Raw genomic sequence first — 12,566 nt, 5'->3', positions numbered from 1 at the left:
AAGGCATATCCGCCGTGAACCTCAAGCCCGCCGTTGCCATCGCACTCGTTGCCCTGACAGCACTTTCCGGTTGCAGCCGCGCCGGGTCCAGCGACACTCCCGCAGCCGCACAGTCCAAGGGACCGGCGGGCGAGGTTCGCCTCGGTTACTTCCCGAACGTCACCCACGCCGCCGCGTTGATCGGCGTGGAGAAGGAGCTCTTCAAGAAGGAGCTCGGATCCACCAAGCTCACCACCCAGACGTTCAACGCGGGCCCCGACGAGGTGAACGCACTTCTCGGTGAGTCTCTCGACATCGCCTACATCGGGTCCGGCCCGGCGATCAACGCCTACGCGAAGTCCAAGGGCGAGGCCGTGAAGCTCATCTCCGGTGCCACGTCCGGTGGCGCGGCGCTGGTGACGAAACCCGAGATCAACTCGATCGAGGACCTCAAGGGCAAGACGATCGCGACGCCGCAGCTCGCGAACACCCAGGACGTGGCGCTGAAGAAGTACCTGGCAGGCAAGAACCTCACCGGCCAGGTCACCGTCCAGAACGTCGAGAACGCGCAGACGCTCGACCTGTTCAAGAAGGGCGACATCCAGGCCGCGTGGGTGCCGGAGCCGTGGTCGTCGCGCATCGTCGCCGAGGCGGGCGCGAAGGTGCTGATCGACGAGAAGACCCTGTGGGAGGGCGGGCAGTTCCCGACCACGGTGATCATCGTGCGGACGAAGTTCCTGCAGGAGCACCCGGAGACCGTCGAGGCCGTGCTCAAGGGCCACGTCGCCGCGGTCGACTGGGCCAAGAGCAACGCCGACGACGCGAAGAAGGCCGTGAACGCCGCGCTGGAGAAGCTCACGTCCAAGAAGCTCGGCGACAAGATCCTCGACGCCGCGTGGAAGAACATCGAGCTGACGACCGACCCGCAGGCCAAGACCTTCCCGCAGCTCGCGAAGGACGCCGTGACCGCGGGGGTGGCCACCGAGGCCGCGAACGTCGCCGGGTACGCCGACTTCACGTTGCTCAACAAGGTCCTGCAGGCGCAGGGCAAGCCGCAGGTGCAAGCAGCCGGACTGGACAAGAAGTAACTCGCGAGGGGACACGGACATGACCGCCACGCTCGAGACCACTGTTCTGTCTACTGTGGATACTGCCGTCGAACTGGCCGGCGTCCGCAAGGTGTTCGGCCACGGCAGCTCGGCCGTGGTGGCCCTCGACGGGGTCGACCTGAAGGTCAAGCCCGGCGAGTTCGTGTGCCTTCTCGGCGCGTCGGGCTGCGGCAAGAGCACGCTGCTGAACATCGTCGCCGGCCTGGACGGCGCGACGTCGGGTGAGCTGCAGCTCAACACGTCGCGCCCGGCCGTGATGTTCCAGGAGCCCGCGCTCATGCCGTGGCTCACCGCCGCTCGCAACGTCGAGCTGGCGCTGCGCTTCGCCGGTGTGGGCCGGTTGGCGCGCAAGCGTCGTGCGTTGGAGCTGCTGGAGCTGGTGCGGCTCGGCGACGTCGCGGACAAGCGTCCGCACGAGCTTTCCGGTGGTATGCGCCAGCGCGTGGCTCTGGCCCGCGCGCTGGCGTCCACGACTGTGTCGGCTGACGGCGCTCCCGCGCTTTTGCTGATGGACGAGCCGTTCGCGGCGCTGGACGCCATCACGCGCGACGTGCTGCAGAGCGAGCTGCTGCGCGTGTGGGAGACCACCAACACCGCGATCATCTTCGTGACGCACGACGTCCGCGAGGCCGTGCGCCTGGGTCAGCGCGTCGTGCTGCTTTCCTCGCGACCAGGCCGTGTGGTGCGCGAGTGGGACGTCACGGACTCTTCCGACACGGTTCTCGACGAGATCAACACCCACCTGCGAGAGGTCATCAGTGGCCACGCCGTCTGACACGCTCGACAAGGTCGGCGCCGGCCTCGACGCGCTGGATGTGCCCGTGGAGGCGCACAAGCCGCCGATCTGGCGCCGTTTCCTGAAGACCGGCGTGCCACCGATCATCGCGTTCGCGCTGCTTCTCGGCGTGTGGCAGGCGTTGTGGGCTTCGGCGATCCTGCCGGAGTTCCGCCTGCCTGCGCCGGTCAACGTGTGGAACGAGCTCGTGCGCTCGATCGGCACCGGTGAGGCGTTCGGCATCCTGTGGACCTCGTTGCACCGGGCGGTGTTCGGGTTCATCGCGGCGGTGCTGATCGCGACGCCGCTGGGGTTGCTGGTCGCCAAGGTGCGCGTGGTGCGCGCGGGGATCGGGTCGTTGCTGACCGGCCTGCAGTCGCTTCCTTCGGTTGCCTGGGTTCCGGCCGCGATCCTGTGGTTCGGCGTGACGCCGTCCACGATCTACTTCGTGGTGCTGATGGGTTCGGTGCCGTCGATCGCCAACGGCCTGGTGGCCGGTATCGACCAGATTCCGCCTTTGCTGCCACGGGTTGGACGTGCTCTTGGTGCTGGGCGACTGGCTTCGGCGCGGCACATCCTGCTGCCCGCTGCCCTGCCTGGGTACTTGGCGGGGTTGAAGCAGGGCTGGGCGTTCTCGTGGCGGTCGCTGATGGCCGCGGAGATCATCGCGACGTCACCGCAGCTCGGCACCGGGCTCGGGCAGTACCTGCACAACGGGTCGTCGTTGAACGACATCAACATGGTGATCGCGGCGATCTTCCTGATCCTGTTGGTGGGCATTGGGATCGAGCTGCTGCTGTTCCGCCCGTTGGAGCGCGCCGTGCTGCGGGCTCGTGGACTGACGGGAGCGCTGTGATCCCGCTGATCGCTGTCGCCCACGGCAGTCGCGATCCCCGCTCGGCCGCGTCCATTCACGCTTTGCTGGACGTCGTGCGGTCGCTGCGGCCGGAACTCGACGTCCGCGGCTGCTTCCTGGACCTGTGCGCGCCCCGGCTGAGCGACGTGCTGCGCGGGCCGTCGGTCGTCGTGCCTTTGTTGCTGGGCAAGGCTTATCACGCACGGGTGGACGTTCCGGCCGCGGTCGCCGAGTCGCGTGTGCCCGCGGTCGTCACCGACGTGCTGGGGCCGGATCCGCGGCTGGAGTCGGCTGCGTTGCGGCGGCTGTCGGAGGCCGGGGTTTCGTTCGGCGACCGGTCGTTGGGTGTGGTGCTGGCGGGGGCTGGGTCGTCGCACGGACCTGCGAACGAGGCGGTGGCCACAGTGGCCCGGCGGTGGGCTCGCGAGTCCGGGTGGGCCGGGGTTGAGGCCGCGTTCGCGTCGATCGCCTCGCCGACCGTGCCGGAGGCAATCGAGCGGTTGCGCTCCAAGGGCGCCACGAGGATTGCTGTTGCCTCGTGGTTCCTCGCGCCGGGTTTGTTGCCGGACAAGGTTGCTTCGCTGGCGGGTGACGCCGTGGTGGCGCGGCCGTTGGGGGACGATGTCGAGGTGGCGCAGCTGGTGCTGGACCGGTACGACGAAGCCTTGGCGCGGCAAACTTTGGCTGCCTAGCGACAGAGGCTCTGCACGACGCATGGCACATTTGCCCCCAACCGCTGTTGCCCGCCCGATTTCCGCAATCACCCCGTCCGCAGTCCAGCCGCGTGATACCACTGCGCAAACGGCAGCGGGGGGCGACGTGACCGACGATCCATCCAGCTACAGCCACAGCCACGACCACAGCGCACGCGACGGCATCTTCGACGGCTCCGCCGACGACATCGAAGACCTCCATCGCGAAGACCTCCACCGCGACGGTCTCTTCCACGACGACAGGCGGCGCCGGGGCGGACACGCCGACCTGTCCGGGGCGCCCGCGTGGGTCGTGGCCTGCACGTGGCTCGGTGCGCTCCTGGCGATGGCCGGCATGGGCGTTCTCTTCTTCGGGGTGCTGAGCGACATGACGCCGAGCGTCCCCACGCCACCGACCGATTTCCCGTCGCCCCTCCGGGTGGAGCCCGCGGCTCCTGGAGGGTCCAACCTCCAGCTGGGCTTTGGCCTGTTCTTCGCCGGGCTGGTGGTGTCGGTGATCGGTGCGCTCGGCCACGCCACCACACGGCGGGGCTGAAGCAAATCGCCACTTCCGGCCGCCGCCACAAGATCGAATGCGCGCAGCCGTTCGGGCGATGTGAAGTGTGAACCGTTGACGTGAAACATACTCATGAGTAGTCAGGTGATTACGCCGCGTGCTGGATGTGTCCACTCAACGGGGAGAGGCCATGAAGCTAGCCGGAATCGCAACCCTGCTACTCGTGCTGGCGTTCGCGACCAACGCGGAGGCAGCGCCGCAGACCATCACCTACAAGCTCCGGGCCAGTGCCGCCGGGCAGTCGTCGGACTTCACGCTCGACCAGGGGATCGACGCGAGTGCGCCGGCGACGGTCGCGCCCAACGGGGCCCTCAAGGTCACGATCGACCCGGCGCCCAACAAGATCCCGGCCGAGGCCGGTGGGCGGCAGGTGCGGGAGATCAAGGGGCTGGCGCTCAAGCTGCCGGTGCCCGCCAACTCGAAGTTCCAGTCCGCGTCGCTGTCCGGCGGCGCCGGGCTCGGTGGCACGCCGACGATCGCCCTGCAGGGCAACGACGTCGTGCTCAGCGTTCCCGGGCCGATCAAGGGCGGCGCCGACTTCGAGCTGCCGACCGTCACGATCAACCTGCAGGCGGGCGGCACCGGCACGATCACCACGAAGCTGGGCGGCACCAGCTACGACACGCCCGGCCTCACCTTCACCGCCGTCGTCTCCGTGATCGGGTTCCCGGTCAACGCCGCCGCGAAGGGCTACCCGGACCCCAGCCCCGTGCTGACGACCACGACCATCGGCTGACCCTGGTGATGCCCCACCCCCTGCCGGGCATCACAGAGTAGAGCTCGTCTGCCCCGGCTAAGGTCAGCGCCATGGCAGACGAGCTCGTCCACTTCAAGGTGCAGCGTGGCATCGCGACGATCACGCTGGACTCACCCCACAACCGCAACGCCCTGTCCGCGCAGCTGCGCCGGGAGCTCAAGGAGCACCTGACCGCGGCGAACCAGGACGACGGGGTGCGTGTGGTCGTGCTGACCCACACGGGTTCCGTGTTCTGTTCCGGCATGGACCTCAAGGAGGCCGCCGGAGCGAGCGCGGGAGACCAGGGCGTCAACGAGTTCCCCGCGATCCTCGAGCAGCTCTGGACCAGCCCGAAGCCGGTCGTGGCCGCGCTCAAGGGGCCGGCTCGCGCGGGTGGCGTCGGCATCGTCGCGGCCTGCGACATCGCGGTCGCCGCGCACGAGGCGACGTTCGCGTTCAGCGAGGTCAGGATCGGTGTCGTGCCCGCGGTCATCTCGGTCACCGTGCTGCCGCGCCTGCTTCCCCGCCAGGCGCACGAGCTGTTCCTCACCGGTGAGGTGTTCGACGCCAACCGAGGCAAGGAGATCGGCCTGATCAACTCCGCGGTGCCCGTCGACGGCGTCGACGCCGAGGTCCGCCGCTACACCGACATGCTCGCGCTCGGCGCGCCCAACGCCCTCGCCGCCACCAAGGAGATGTTGCAGCGGGAGCGGTCCACGAACCTCGGCGAGGTCTTCGCGGACATGCTGAAGCTGTCGGCGCAGCACTTCGGCGGGCCGGAGGGGCAGGAGGGCATCGCGGCGTTCAGGGAGAAGCGCAGGCCCTCCTGGGTTCCCACCAACTAGAACCAGCCCGTGCACTCGATCACGCCCTGCGAGGAGCCGCAGGCGCGCATGATCTTGCCGTCGTTCTTGAACGGCTCGGTGTACTTCACGGTGCCCGAGTCGATCCGCGTGTACCCGAGGAACCCCTCGTGCTCGTTGGCCGAGGGGTCCTTGCGGTCCGTCCAGATCTCCTCGCCGGGTGTGCCGTAGGAGATGCGGCCCCACGCGCACTTGGACTTGTTCGACGCGCGCAGCTCGATCACGCGGCCGTTCTGCATCGTCACCGGGTTGTCGCCGTCGATCGTGTCGAACGGCGTGAACGGTTCGTCCTGCGAGCAGTCGGGGTCACCGGCGAACGACACGGCCGGACAGAGCACGCCGACAACCATGACGACACCGAGCGCATGACTCAAGCGACGGAATTGCGTTCCCATGGAGCTGCACTGTCCACTCCGGACGGGAGAAGCGCAGCCCAAGTCACCGTTCTGTGCGAATGACGCGCAGTTTCCGGTCACCTGATTCAGCGGTCCGCTTCACAGCGTCACGCAGCACGTCCGCGACGGACGAGTCCAGGTTCGCGGGCACGACCAGCACGTATTCACCCTCGGGCAGCCACGAGAGATCGGTCAGGCTGTCGTACAACGCGTCGAGGTTCTGGCCGAACCAGTCCGGAAAGTCGAGCGCCTCGGCAATGGCCGAGATCGCCGCCGACTTCTCCGAAACGAGAATGTGCCGTTTCATTTCGTCACGTCCACGACGACGAACGACGAATAGTGGTCGCCGGTGTAGAAGACTTCTCTTTCCGAACCGGTGATGAGCCGCCGCGCGCCGCGGTCGGAACTGCCGGGCGTCGGCACCGTGTACTCCTTGTAGTACCCGGACTTCTGCTGCGGCAGCCGCTTCTCCCGGTTCTCGAACGTCACGCCGTCGTTGCGCGGGTACGGGAACGGGCCGTTCGACTCGATCAGCTTCCAGGTCGCGTAGGCCTCGGCGGGCAGCTTCGACAGGGACTTGATCTCCAAGCCCGAGTCCGCGCCGGGCACGGTCGCCTTCCCGGCGGTGCTCGTGACCACCGGCTTGTTGACCCCAGGAGGCGGTCCGGAGGTGTTGTCCTTGACGAACCACCCGATCAGGACCAGAGCGAAGAGGCCGACCAGAGCGACGGTCAGGCGACGACCAGGACTCACGCGGCGATCTTCTCCGATTCGGGCTCAGGCTCGGGCTCCGGGGCCGCGTCGATCCCCGACGCGGGGTTCTTCGCACCCCAGTCAGCAACGCGGTCGATCAGCCGCGCCACGCCCAGGCAGAGCGGCAACACCACGATCATCACGACGGGGAACTGCACCGCGACGGGCAGCTGCACGACCCACAGCTCGACCCCGTCCCACCACTGCACCAGCCAGTCCACTCGCCCGACTCTAGTCCCGTGACCGGTGTTACGGCATTTGGCCAGGCAGACGGTCGGTATGTTGCGAACCATGTTCGCCGTTTACGCAGCAGAACCCAGTCCTGAGAACCCGCTGGCCTCGCTTCGCGTCGGCGAGCGCCCCGAGCCCGAGGTCCCGAACGGGTGGGTGCGCGTCGCGGTCAAGGCAGCCAGCCTCAACATGCACGACCTGTGGACGTTGCGCGGCGTCGGCATCAAGGCCGAGCAGTTCCCGATGATCCTGGGCTGCGACGGCGCCGGCACCCTCGACGACGGCACCGAGGTGGTGCTGCACTCGGTCATCGGCGACCCGAGCTGGTCGGGTGAGGAGACGCTCGACCCGAAGCGCACGCTGCTCACCGAGAAGCACCAGGGCACGTTCGCCGACTACGTGGTCGTGCCCGCCCGCAACGCGCTGCCCAAGCCCGCGGGCCTGTCGTTCGCCGAGGCCGCCTGCATGGGCACGGCGTGGCTCACCGCGTACCGGATGCTGTTCGTGAAGTCCGGCCTGCGTCCCGGCCAGACGATGCTCGTGCAGGGCGCGTCGGGTGGCGTGTCGACCGCGCTCATCCAGCTCGGCCGTGCCGCCGGTTTCCGCGTCTGGGTCACCGGCCGCAGCGAGGAGAAGCGCGCGCTGGCCACGGCCCTGGGCGCCCACGAGACGTTCGAGTCCGGCGCGCGCCTGCCCGAACGGGTGGACGCGGTGTTCGAGACCGTCGGCAAGGCCACCTGGTCGCACTCGATGAAGGCGCTCAAGCCCGGCGGCATCGTCGTGATCTCGGGCGCCACGTCCGGTGACGCCACAGCGGCCGAGCTGCAGCGCCTCTTCTTCCTGCAGTTGCGCGTGGTCGGCTCGACCATGGGCACGCGCGAGGAGCTGGGCGACCTGATCCAGTTCTGCGCGCTCAACGGTCTCAAGCCGCAGATCGGCGCGGAGCTGAAGTTCGAGGACGCAGAGCAGGGCCTCAAGGCGATGATGGACGGCGAGACGGCCGGGAAGATCGTGCTCACTCGCCCGTAAACAGGACAACAGAACAAAAACCAGGCTCCTGTTTGGTGGGTCCGGACAAACCGCGTGACAGTTGACGCGAATAGGTTCGCCCGGACCCACCTTCTGCAAGGGAGCTGAAGCCATGAGCACGGCGCAGGGCGTCTTCCGGCGCAAGCCCATCGACCAGATCGCGGAGGACAAGGGCGACGGGCTCACCAGAACGCTGGGCCTGTGGCAGCTCACCGCGATCGGCATCGGCGGCATCATCGGCGCGGGCATCTTCTCGCTCGCGGGCGCCGTGGCGAACAAGACGGCAGGCCCGGCCGTGCTGATCTCGTTCCTCGTGGCGGGTGTCGCGAGCGCCGCCGCCGCGTTCTCCTACGCGGAGTTCGCCGGTCTGATCCCCAAGGCGGGCAGCGCCTACACCTACGGCTACGCGGTACTGGGCGAGATCGTCGGCTGGTTCATCGGCTGGGACCTGTTGCTGGAGTACACCGCGATCGTGGCGGTGGTCGCGATCGGCATCTCCGGCTACTTCACGGAACTGCTGAGCCTCCTCGACATCCATCTGCCGCAGTGGATGCTGGGCGCGCCGGGCACAGAAGGCCACGGCGTCGAACCCGGAAGTTACAAGGTGAACCTGTTCGCGGTGATCCTCTGCCTGCTGATCGCGTACGTGCTCAACCTCGGCATGAAGAACGCTGCACGGTTCGAGACCACGCTGGTGTACCTGAAGATCGCCGTCGTGCTGCTGGTGATCGGCGTCGGCGTCTTCCACATCGACACCGACAACTACAACCCGTTCTTCCCGTTTGGACTGTCCGGCGCTTTCACCGGCGCGGCAACGGTTTTCTTCGCGGTGTTCGGGTACGACGCGATGAGCACGGCGGCCGAGGAGTCGAAGGACTCGCAGCGGCACATGCCCAAGGCGATCATCTACTCGCTGGCGATCTCGATGGTCCTGTACGTGCTGGCCTGCCTCGTGCTGACCGGCATGGTCAACTACAAGGACGTCGACGCGGAAAGTGCGTTCGCCACGGCGTTCGCGGACATCGGCTTCCACTGGCTGGGCATCATCATCAGCGTCGGTGCCATCCTCGGCATCACGACGGTGCTCTTCACGTTCCTCCTGGGCGCGGCCCGCGTCGGCTACTCGATGAGCCGCGACGGCCTGCTCCCGCGGTGGTTCGCGAAGACGCACCCGGTGAAGCACGTGCCGTCGCGCATCACCTGGGTGCTGGGCATCGCCTCCGCGGTCATCGCCGGGTTCCTGCCGATCGCCGAGGCCGCCGAGCTCACCAACATCGGCATCCTGCTGGCGTTCGTCGTCGTCTGCGTCGCCGTGATCGTGTTGCGCTACAAGCAGCCAGACCTGCCGCGCACGTTCAGGACGCCGGGCATGCCGATCGTGCCGATCATCGGTGTGGTGTTCTCGGTCTGGCTGATCACGTTCCTCGCCCCGGAGACCTGGCTGCGGTTCGCGGTCTGGTTCGTGATCGGCATGGTGATCTACTTCGCCTACTCGAAGCGCAACTCCGTCATGGAGAAGCAGCAGTCCAGGCGGTGACGAGGTCGTTCAGCACGGGGAGCGGCACCGCGCCGCTCCCCACGACCAGGTCGTGGAACGCGCGCACGTCGAACCGGTCGCCCAGCTTCTCCTCTGCCTCCGCGCGCACCCGCTGGATCTCCATGCGTCCCACCATGTACGCGAGCGCCTGACCGGGCACTTCGATGTACCTGTCGATCTCCGAGGTGATCTCGGGCTCGGTCATGACCGTGTTCTCCCGCAGGTAGTCGACGGCCTGCTGCCGCGTCCAGCCGAACGCGTGCATGCCCGTGTCGACGACCAGCCGGCCGGCGCGCATCGCGTCGAGGCTGAGCATGCCGAGGCGCTGTTCGTCCGACGAGTACAGGCCCATCTCGTCGGCGAGGCGCTCGGTGTAGAGGCCCCAGCCCTCCAGGTAGGCCTCGATGAACGCGAACCTGCGGATGTTGTGCATGCCGGTGTCGGCCGCGATGCTCAGCTGGTAGTGGTGGCCGGGCACCGCCTCGTGGAACGCCGTGGCCTCGGACAACGTGCGGCTGCGTTGGGTGGCCCCCAACGGGTTCAGCCAGTAGGTGCCGGGGCGGCTGCCGTCGAGCGGCGCGGGCAGGTAGAACGCGATCGGCGCCGTCTCCCGCTCCGCGGGGTCGACGGCACGCACCTGGCACCCGACCTTCGGCATGCGGCCGAACCAGTTCGGCGCCTCGGCCTCGGCCCGTGCGATCGCCTCCACGGCGTTCGCGACCATCTCGTCCTCGTTGTCCCACAACAGTTCCGTGCGCAGCCGCCGGAAGATCTCCTGCACGTCACCGGTGCCCCACAGCCGGGAGCCGATCTCCGCGTACTCGTCCCGCAACCGGGCGATCAGGTCGAGCCCGAGATGATGCAGTTCGGTGGGGCTGTACGAGGTCGTCGTGTAGTTGCGGACCAGGTTCGCGTAGTTCTGCTCGCCGTCGGGCAGCCAGCACAGGCCGGGCTTGTCGTCCCCGCGACCGTCCTCAATGGACGCCAGCAGGTCGCGGAACCCGGCCACGGCCGAGCGGATCTCGCCGGAGTACTCGCCTTCCCACTCCTGCGCCGGCGCGGCCAGGAACCGTTCCAGGCGTGTCTTCCCGGCCTCGATGTGACGGCGCAGCGGCCGGCGGTCGGAGTGGCGCAGCCGGTCGCCCGCCTGCTCGATGTAGCGGGCGAACTTGCCGAGCCGCTGCGACACGTCGAGCTGCGACGCGATCATGAGCAGGCCGTTCACCGGCGCGCTCAGGCCCGTCGCGACGGTGTGCTCGATGAGCTTGGCGTCGATGCGCGCCACGATCGACTCGCCCTGGTGCCTGATGACGGCGAGCGTGACGGGGTCCTCCTCACTCGTCTCGGTCCGGCGCAGAATGTCGGTGATCCGCGCCCGCAGCGCCTGTTCGCCCTCCACGCTCAGGTCCTCGACCTGGTCGTCCCAGCCGGGCAGGCCGTACATCGTGGCGGAGATCGGCGACCAGTCCATGCACGCCTGGAACATCTCGTCCGCGAGCGACATCAGGCCCTCCCCGACCACGTGGTGACAAGATCGCCCAGTGTGGACAACGGCACCACGCCGTTCTCCAGCACCAGGTCGTGGAAAGCCTTGATGTCGAACCGGTCGCCCATGGCGGACCTGGCCTCCTCGCGCAACCGCTGGATCTCCAGCCGCCCCACCATGTACGCGAGCGCCTGCCCCGGCGTCTCGATGTACCTGTCGACCTCGGAGTTGATCTCCGTGTCGTCCATCGCGGTGTTCTCGCGCAGGTAGTCGACGGCCTGCTGCCGCGACCACCCGAGCGCGTGCAGGCCCGTGTCGACGACGAGCCGCCCGGCGCGCATAGCGTCGAGCCCGAGCATGCCCAGCCGGTCGACGTCCGACGAGTAGAGGCCCATCTCGTCGGCCAGCCGCTCGGTGTAGAGGCCCCAGCCCTCGATGTAGGAGTCGATGAACGCGAACTTGCGCAGGTTGGTCAGCTCGGTCTCGGCGGCGAGCGAGAGCTGCAGGTGGTGGCCCGGCGTCGCCTCGTGGAACGCCGTGACCTCCGAGACCGTGCGGCTGCGTTCGGTGGCGTTCAACGGGTTCAGGAAGTACACGCCGGGACGGGACCCGTCGAGCGCGGCGTCCACGTAGTACGCGAACGGGGCGCTGCGGCGGTCCACCTCCGGCACGAGCCGGACCTCGCAGCGCGCCTTCGGCAGCCGGCCGAACCAGTTCGGTGCCTCGGCCTCCGCCCGCGCGACGGCCTGCACCGCGTTGGCGACCATCTCGTCCTCGTTGTCCCACAACAGTTCCGTGTGCAGCCGCCGGAAGATCTCCGCCACGTCGGTGGTACCCCACACCCGCGAACCGATCTCCGCGTACTCCTCGCGCAACCGGGCGATCAGGTCGAGCCCGAGCTGGTGCAGCTCGGCCGGGGTGTACGAGGTGGTCGTGTAGTCACGGACCAGCTTCGCGTAGTTGGCCTCACCGTCGGGCAGCCAGCAGAGGCCGGCGTGCTCGTCGTCGCGTCCCTCCAGCGACAGCAGGAACTCGCGGTACCGGGCGAACGCCGGGCGCAGGTCCGCGTCGCCCTCCCACTCCTGCACGGGCGAGGCGAGGAACCGTTCGACGTGGGCCGCCCCGTTCTCGACGTGCCGGCGCAACGGCCTGCGGTCGGTGTTCCGCAGCCGTTCCGTCACCTGGTCGAGGAACCGGGGAACCAGGTGCAGCCGCTGCGAGAAGTCCACCTGGGAAGCCATCCTCAGCAGGACCGCGACCGGGGCGTTCAGGCCGCGGGCCACCGTGTGCTCGACGAGCCGCGCGTCGAGCAGGGTGATGATCGAGGTGGCCTGGTGCCTGATCACGTCCTTCGCGACCGCGCTCTCGTCGCTTCCGTCGACCCGGCGCAGGATGTCCTCCAGCCGGGCGCGCAGAGCCTGCTGGCCGTCGACGCTGTGGTCTTCGAGCCGGTCGTCCCAGCCGGGCACGCCGACGACCGTGGCGAACAGCGGGTTCCAGTCCATCATCGCCCGGAACGTCTCATCGGAGAGCGAGGTCACGCTGTCC

15 protein-coding genes are annotated in these 12,566 nt (G+C 68.2%); 9 read left to right on the top strand and 6 right to left on the bottom strand.

The genetic code is table 11. The features are described 5' to 3' along the window. Positions 1-5 precede the first annotated feature (5 nt). The 7 genes from JOD27_RS38320 to JOD27_RS38290 all read left to right on the top strand — a co-directional run bounded on the left by JOD27_RS38320 (position 6) and on the right by JOD27_RS38290 (position 5,569). Entirely contained in the window at positions 6-1,067 is a 1,062-nt protein-coding gene (locus JOD27_RS38320; RefSeq protein WP_372441792.1) for an ABC transporter substrate-binding protein, read from the top strand. 19 nt (positions 1,068-1,086) lie between these two features. Then, positions 1,087-1,863, top strand: coding sequence for an ABC transporter ATP-binding protein (locus tag JOD27_RS38315; protein ID WP_204767265.1), 777 nt, complete (start codon positions 1,087-1,089; stop codon positions 1,861-1,863). After that, on the top strand, positions 1,847-2,719 hold the full coding sequence (locus JOD27_RS38310) for an ABC transporter permease (protein ID WP_204767264.1): 873 nt from the start codon (positions 1,847-1,849) through the stop codon (positions 2,717-2,719). The genes JOD27_RS38315 and JOD27_RS38310 overlap by 17 nt, the downstream gene beginning before the upstream one ends. Next, positions 2,716-3,411, top strand: a complete 696-nt coding sequence (locus JOD27_RS38305) for a sirohydrochlorin chelatase (protein WP_204767263.1) — start codon at positions 2,716-2,718, stop codon at positions 3,409-3,411. Before JOD27_RS38310 ends, JOD27_RS38305 begins: the two co-directional genes overlap by 4 nt. Positions 3,412-3,538: 127 nt before the next feature. After that, the gene (locus tag JOD27_RS38300) at positions 3,539-3,967 is read left to right on the top strand and encodes a hypothetical protein (protein WP_204767262.1); all 429 of its coding nucleotides are present in this window, start codon (positions 3,539-3,541) and stop codon (positions 3,965-3,967) included. Between the two features lie 151 nt (positions 3,968-4,118). Then, positions 4,119-4,724: a cyclase gene (locus tag JOD27_RS38295; protein WP_204767261.1), complete on the top strand. Its 606-nt coding sequence runs from the start codon at positions 4,119-4,121 to the stop codon at positions 4,722-4,724. 71 nt (positions 4,725-4,795) lie between these two features. Continuing rightward, a complete protein-coding gene (locus JOD27_RS38290; protein WP_204767260.1) occupies positions 4,796-5,569 on the top strand; it encodes an enoyl-CoA hydratase-related protein in 774 nt (257 codons plus the stop codon). On the opposite strand, the gene JOD27_RS38285 is transcribed toward JOD27_RS38290, so the two are convergent. The 4 genes from JOD27_RS38285 to JOD27_RS38270 all read right to left on the bottom strand — a co-directional run bounded on the left by JOD27_RS38285 (position 5,566) and on the right by JOD27_RS38270 (position 6,956). Next, a complete protein-coding gene (locus JOD27_RS38285; protein ID WP_204767259.1) occupies positions 5,566-5,925 on the bottom strand; it encodes a DUF2690 domain-containing protein in 360 nt (119 codons plus the stop codon). The two genes, JOD27_RS38290 and JOD27_RS38285, sit on opposite strands and share 4 nt — an antisense overlap. A gap of 100 nt (positions 5,926-6,025) precedes the next feature. Beyond that, a complete protein-coding gene (locus JOD27_RS38280) occupies positions 6,026-6,289 on the bottom strand; it encodes a barstar family protein (protein ID WP_204767258.1) in 264 nt (87 codons plus the stop codon). Next, on the bottom strand, positions 6,286-6,735 hold the full coding sequence (locus tag JOD27_RS38275; RefSeq protein WP_204767257.1) for a guanyl-specific ribonuclease: 450 nt from the start codon (positions 6,733-6,735) through the stop codon (positions 6,286-6,288). The genes JOD27_RS38280 and JOD27_RS38275 overlap by 4 nt, the downstream gene beginning before the upstream one ends. Beyond that, positions 6,732-6,956, bottom strand: coding sequence for a hypothetical protein (locus tag JOD27_RS38270; protein ID WP_204767256.1), 225 nt, complete (start codon positions 6,954-6,956; stop codon positions 6,732-6,734). Before JOD27_RS38270 ends, JOD27_RS38275 begins: the two co-directional genes overlap by 4 nt. A 70-nt stretch (positions 6,957-7,026) precedes the next feature. Here JOD27_RS38270 and JOD27_RS38265 point away from each other — a divergent pair, with 70 nt between their 5' ends. Further along, positions 7,027-7,995, top strand: a complete 969-nt coding sequence (locus JOD27_RS38265; RefSeq protein WP_204767255.1) for a zinc-binding dehydrogenase — start codon at positions 7,027-7,029, stop codon at positions 7,993-7,995. A 112-nt stretch (positions 7,996-8,107) separates the two neighbouring features. Continuing rightward, positions 8,108-9,532, top strand: a complete 1,425-nt coding sequence (locus tag JOD27_RS38260; RefSeq protein ID WP_204767254.1) for an amino acid permease — start codon at positions 8,108-8,110, stop codon at positions 9,530-9,532. On the opposite strand, the gene JOD27_RS38255 is transcribed toward JOD27_RS38260, so the two are convergent. Both JOD27_RS38255 and JOD27_RS38250 read right to left on the bottom strand, forming a co-directional pair. Further along, positions 9,504-11,036 carry a DUF885 domain-containing protein gene (locus tag JOD27_RS38255; protein ID WP_204767253.1) on the bottom strand — a complete coding sequence of 511 codons (1,533 nt, stop codon included), beginning with the start codon at positions 11,034-11,036 and terminating at the stop codon, positions 9,504-9,506. The two genes, JOD27_RS38260 and JOD27_RS38255, sit on opposite strands and share 29 nt — an antisense overlap. Beyond that, the gene (locus JOD27_RS38250; RefSeq protein ID WP_307830574.1) at positions 11,036-12,559 is read right to left on the bottom strand and encodes a DUF885 domain-containing protein; all 1,524 of its coding nucleotides are present in this window, start codon (positions 12,557-12,559) and stop codon (positions 11,036-11,038) included. Before JOD27_RS38250 ends, JOD27_RS38255 begins: the two co-directional genes overlap by 1 nt. Between the last annotated feature and the right edge of the window lie 7 nt (positions 12,560-12,566).

Origin of the sequence: Lentzea nigeriaca (genome assembly GCF_016907955.1) — a bacterium.
In the GTDB taxonomy this organism is placed as follows: domain Bacteria; phylum Actinomycetota; class Actinomycetes; order Mycobacteriales; family Pseudonocardiaceae; genus Lentzea; species Lentzea nigeriaca.
The sequence above is the reverse complement of the archived record's forward strand: the minus strand, read 5'-3'. Positions and strand labels throughout refer to the sequence as shown.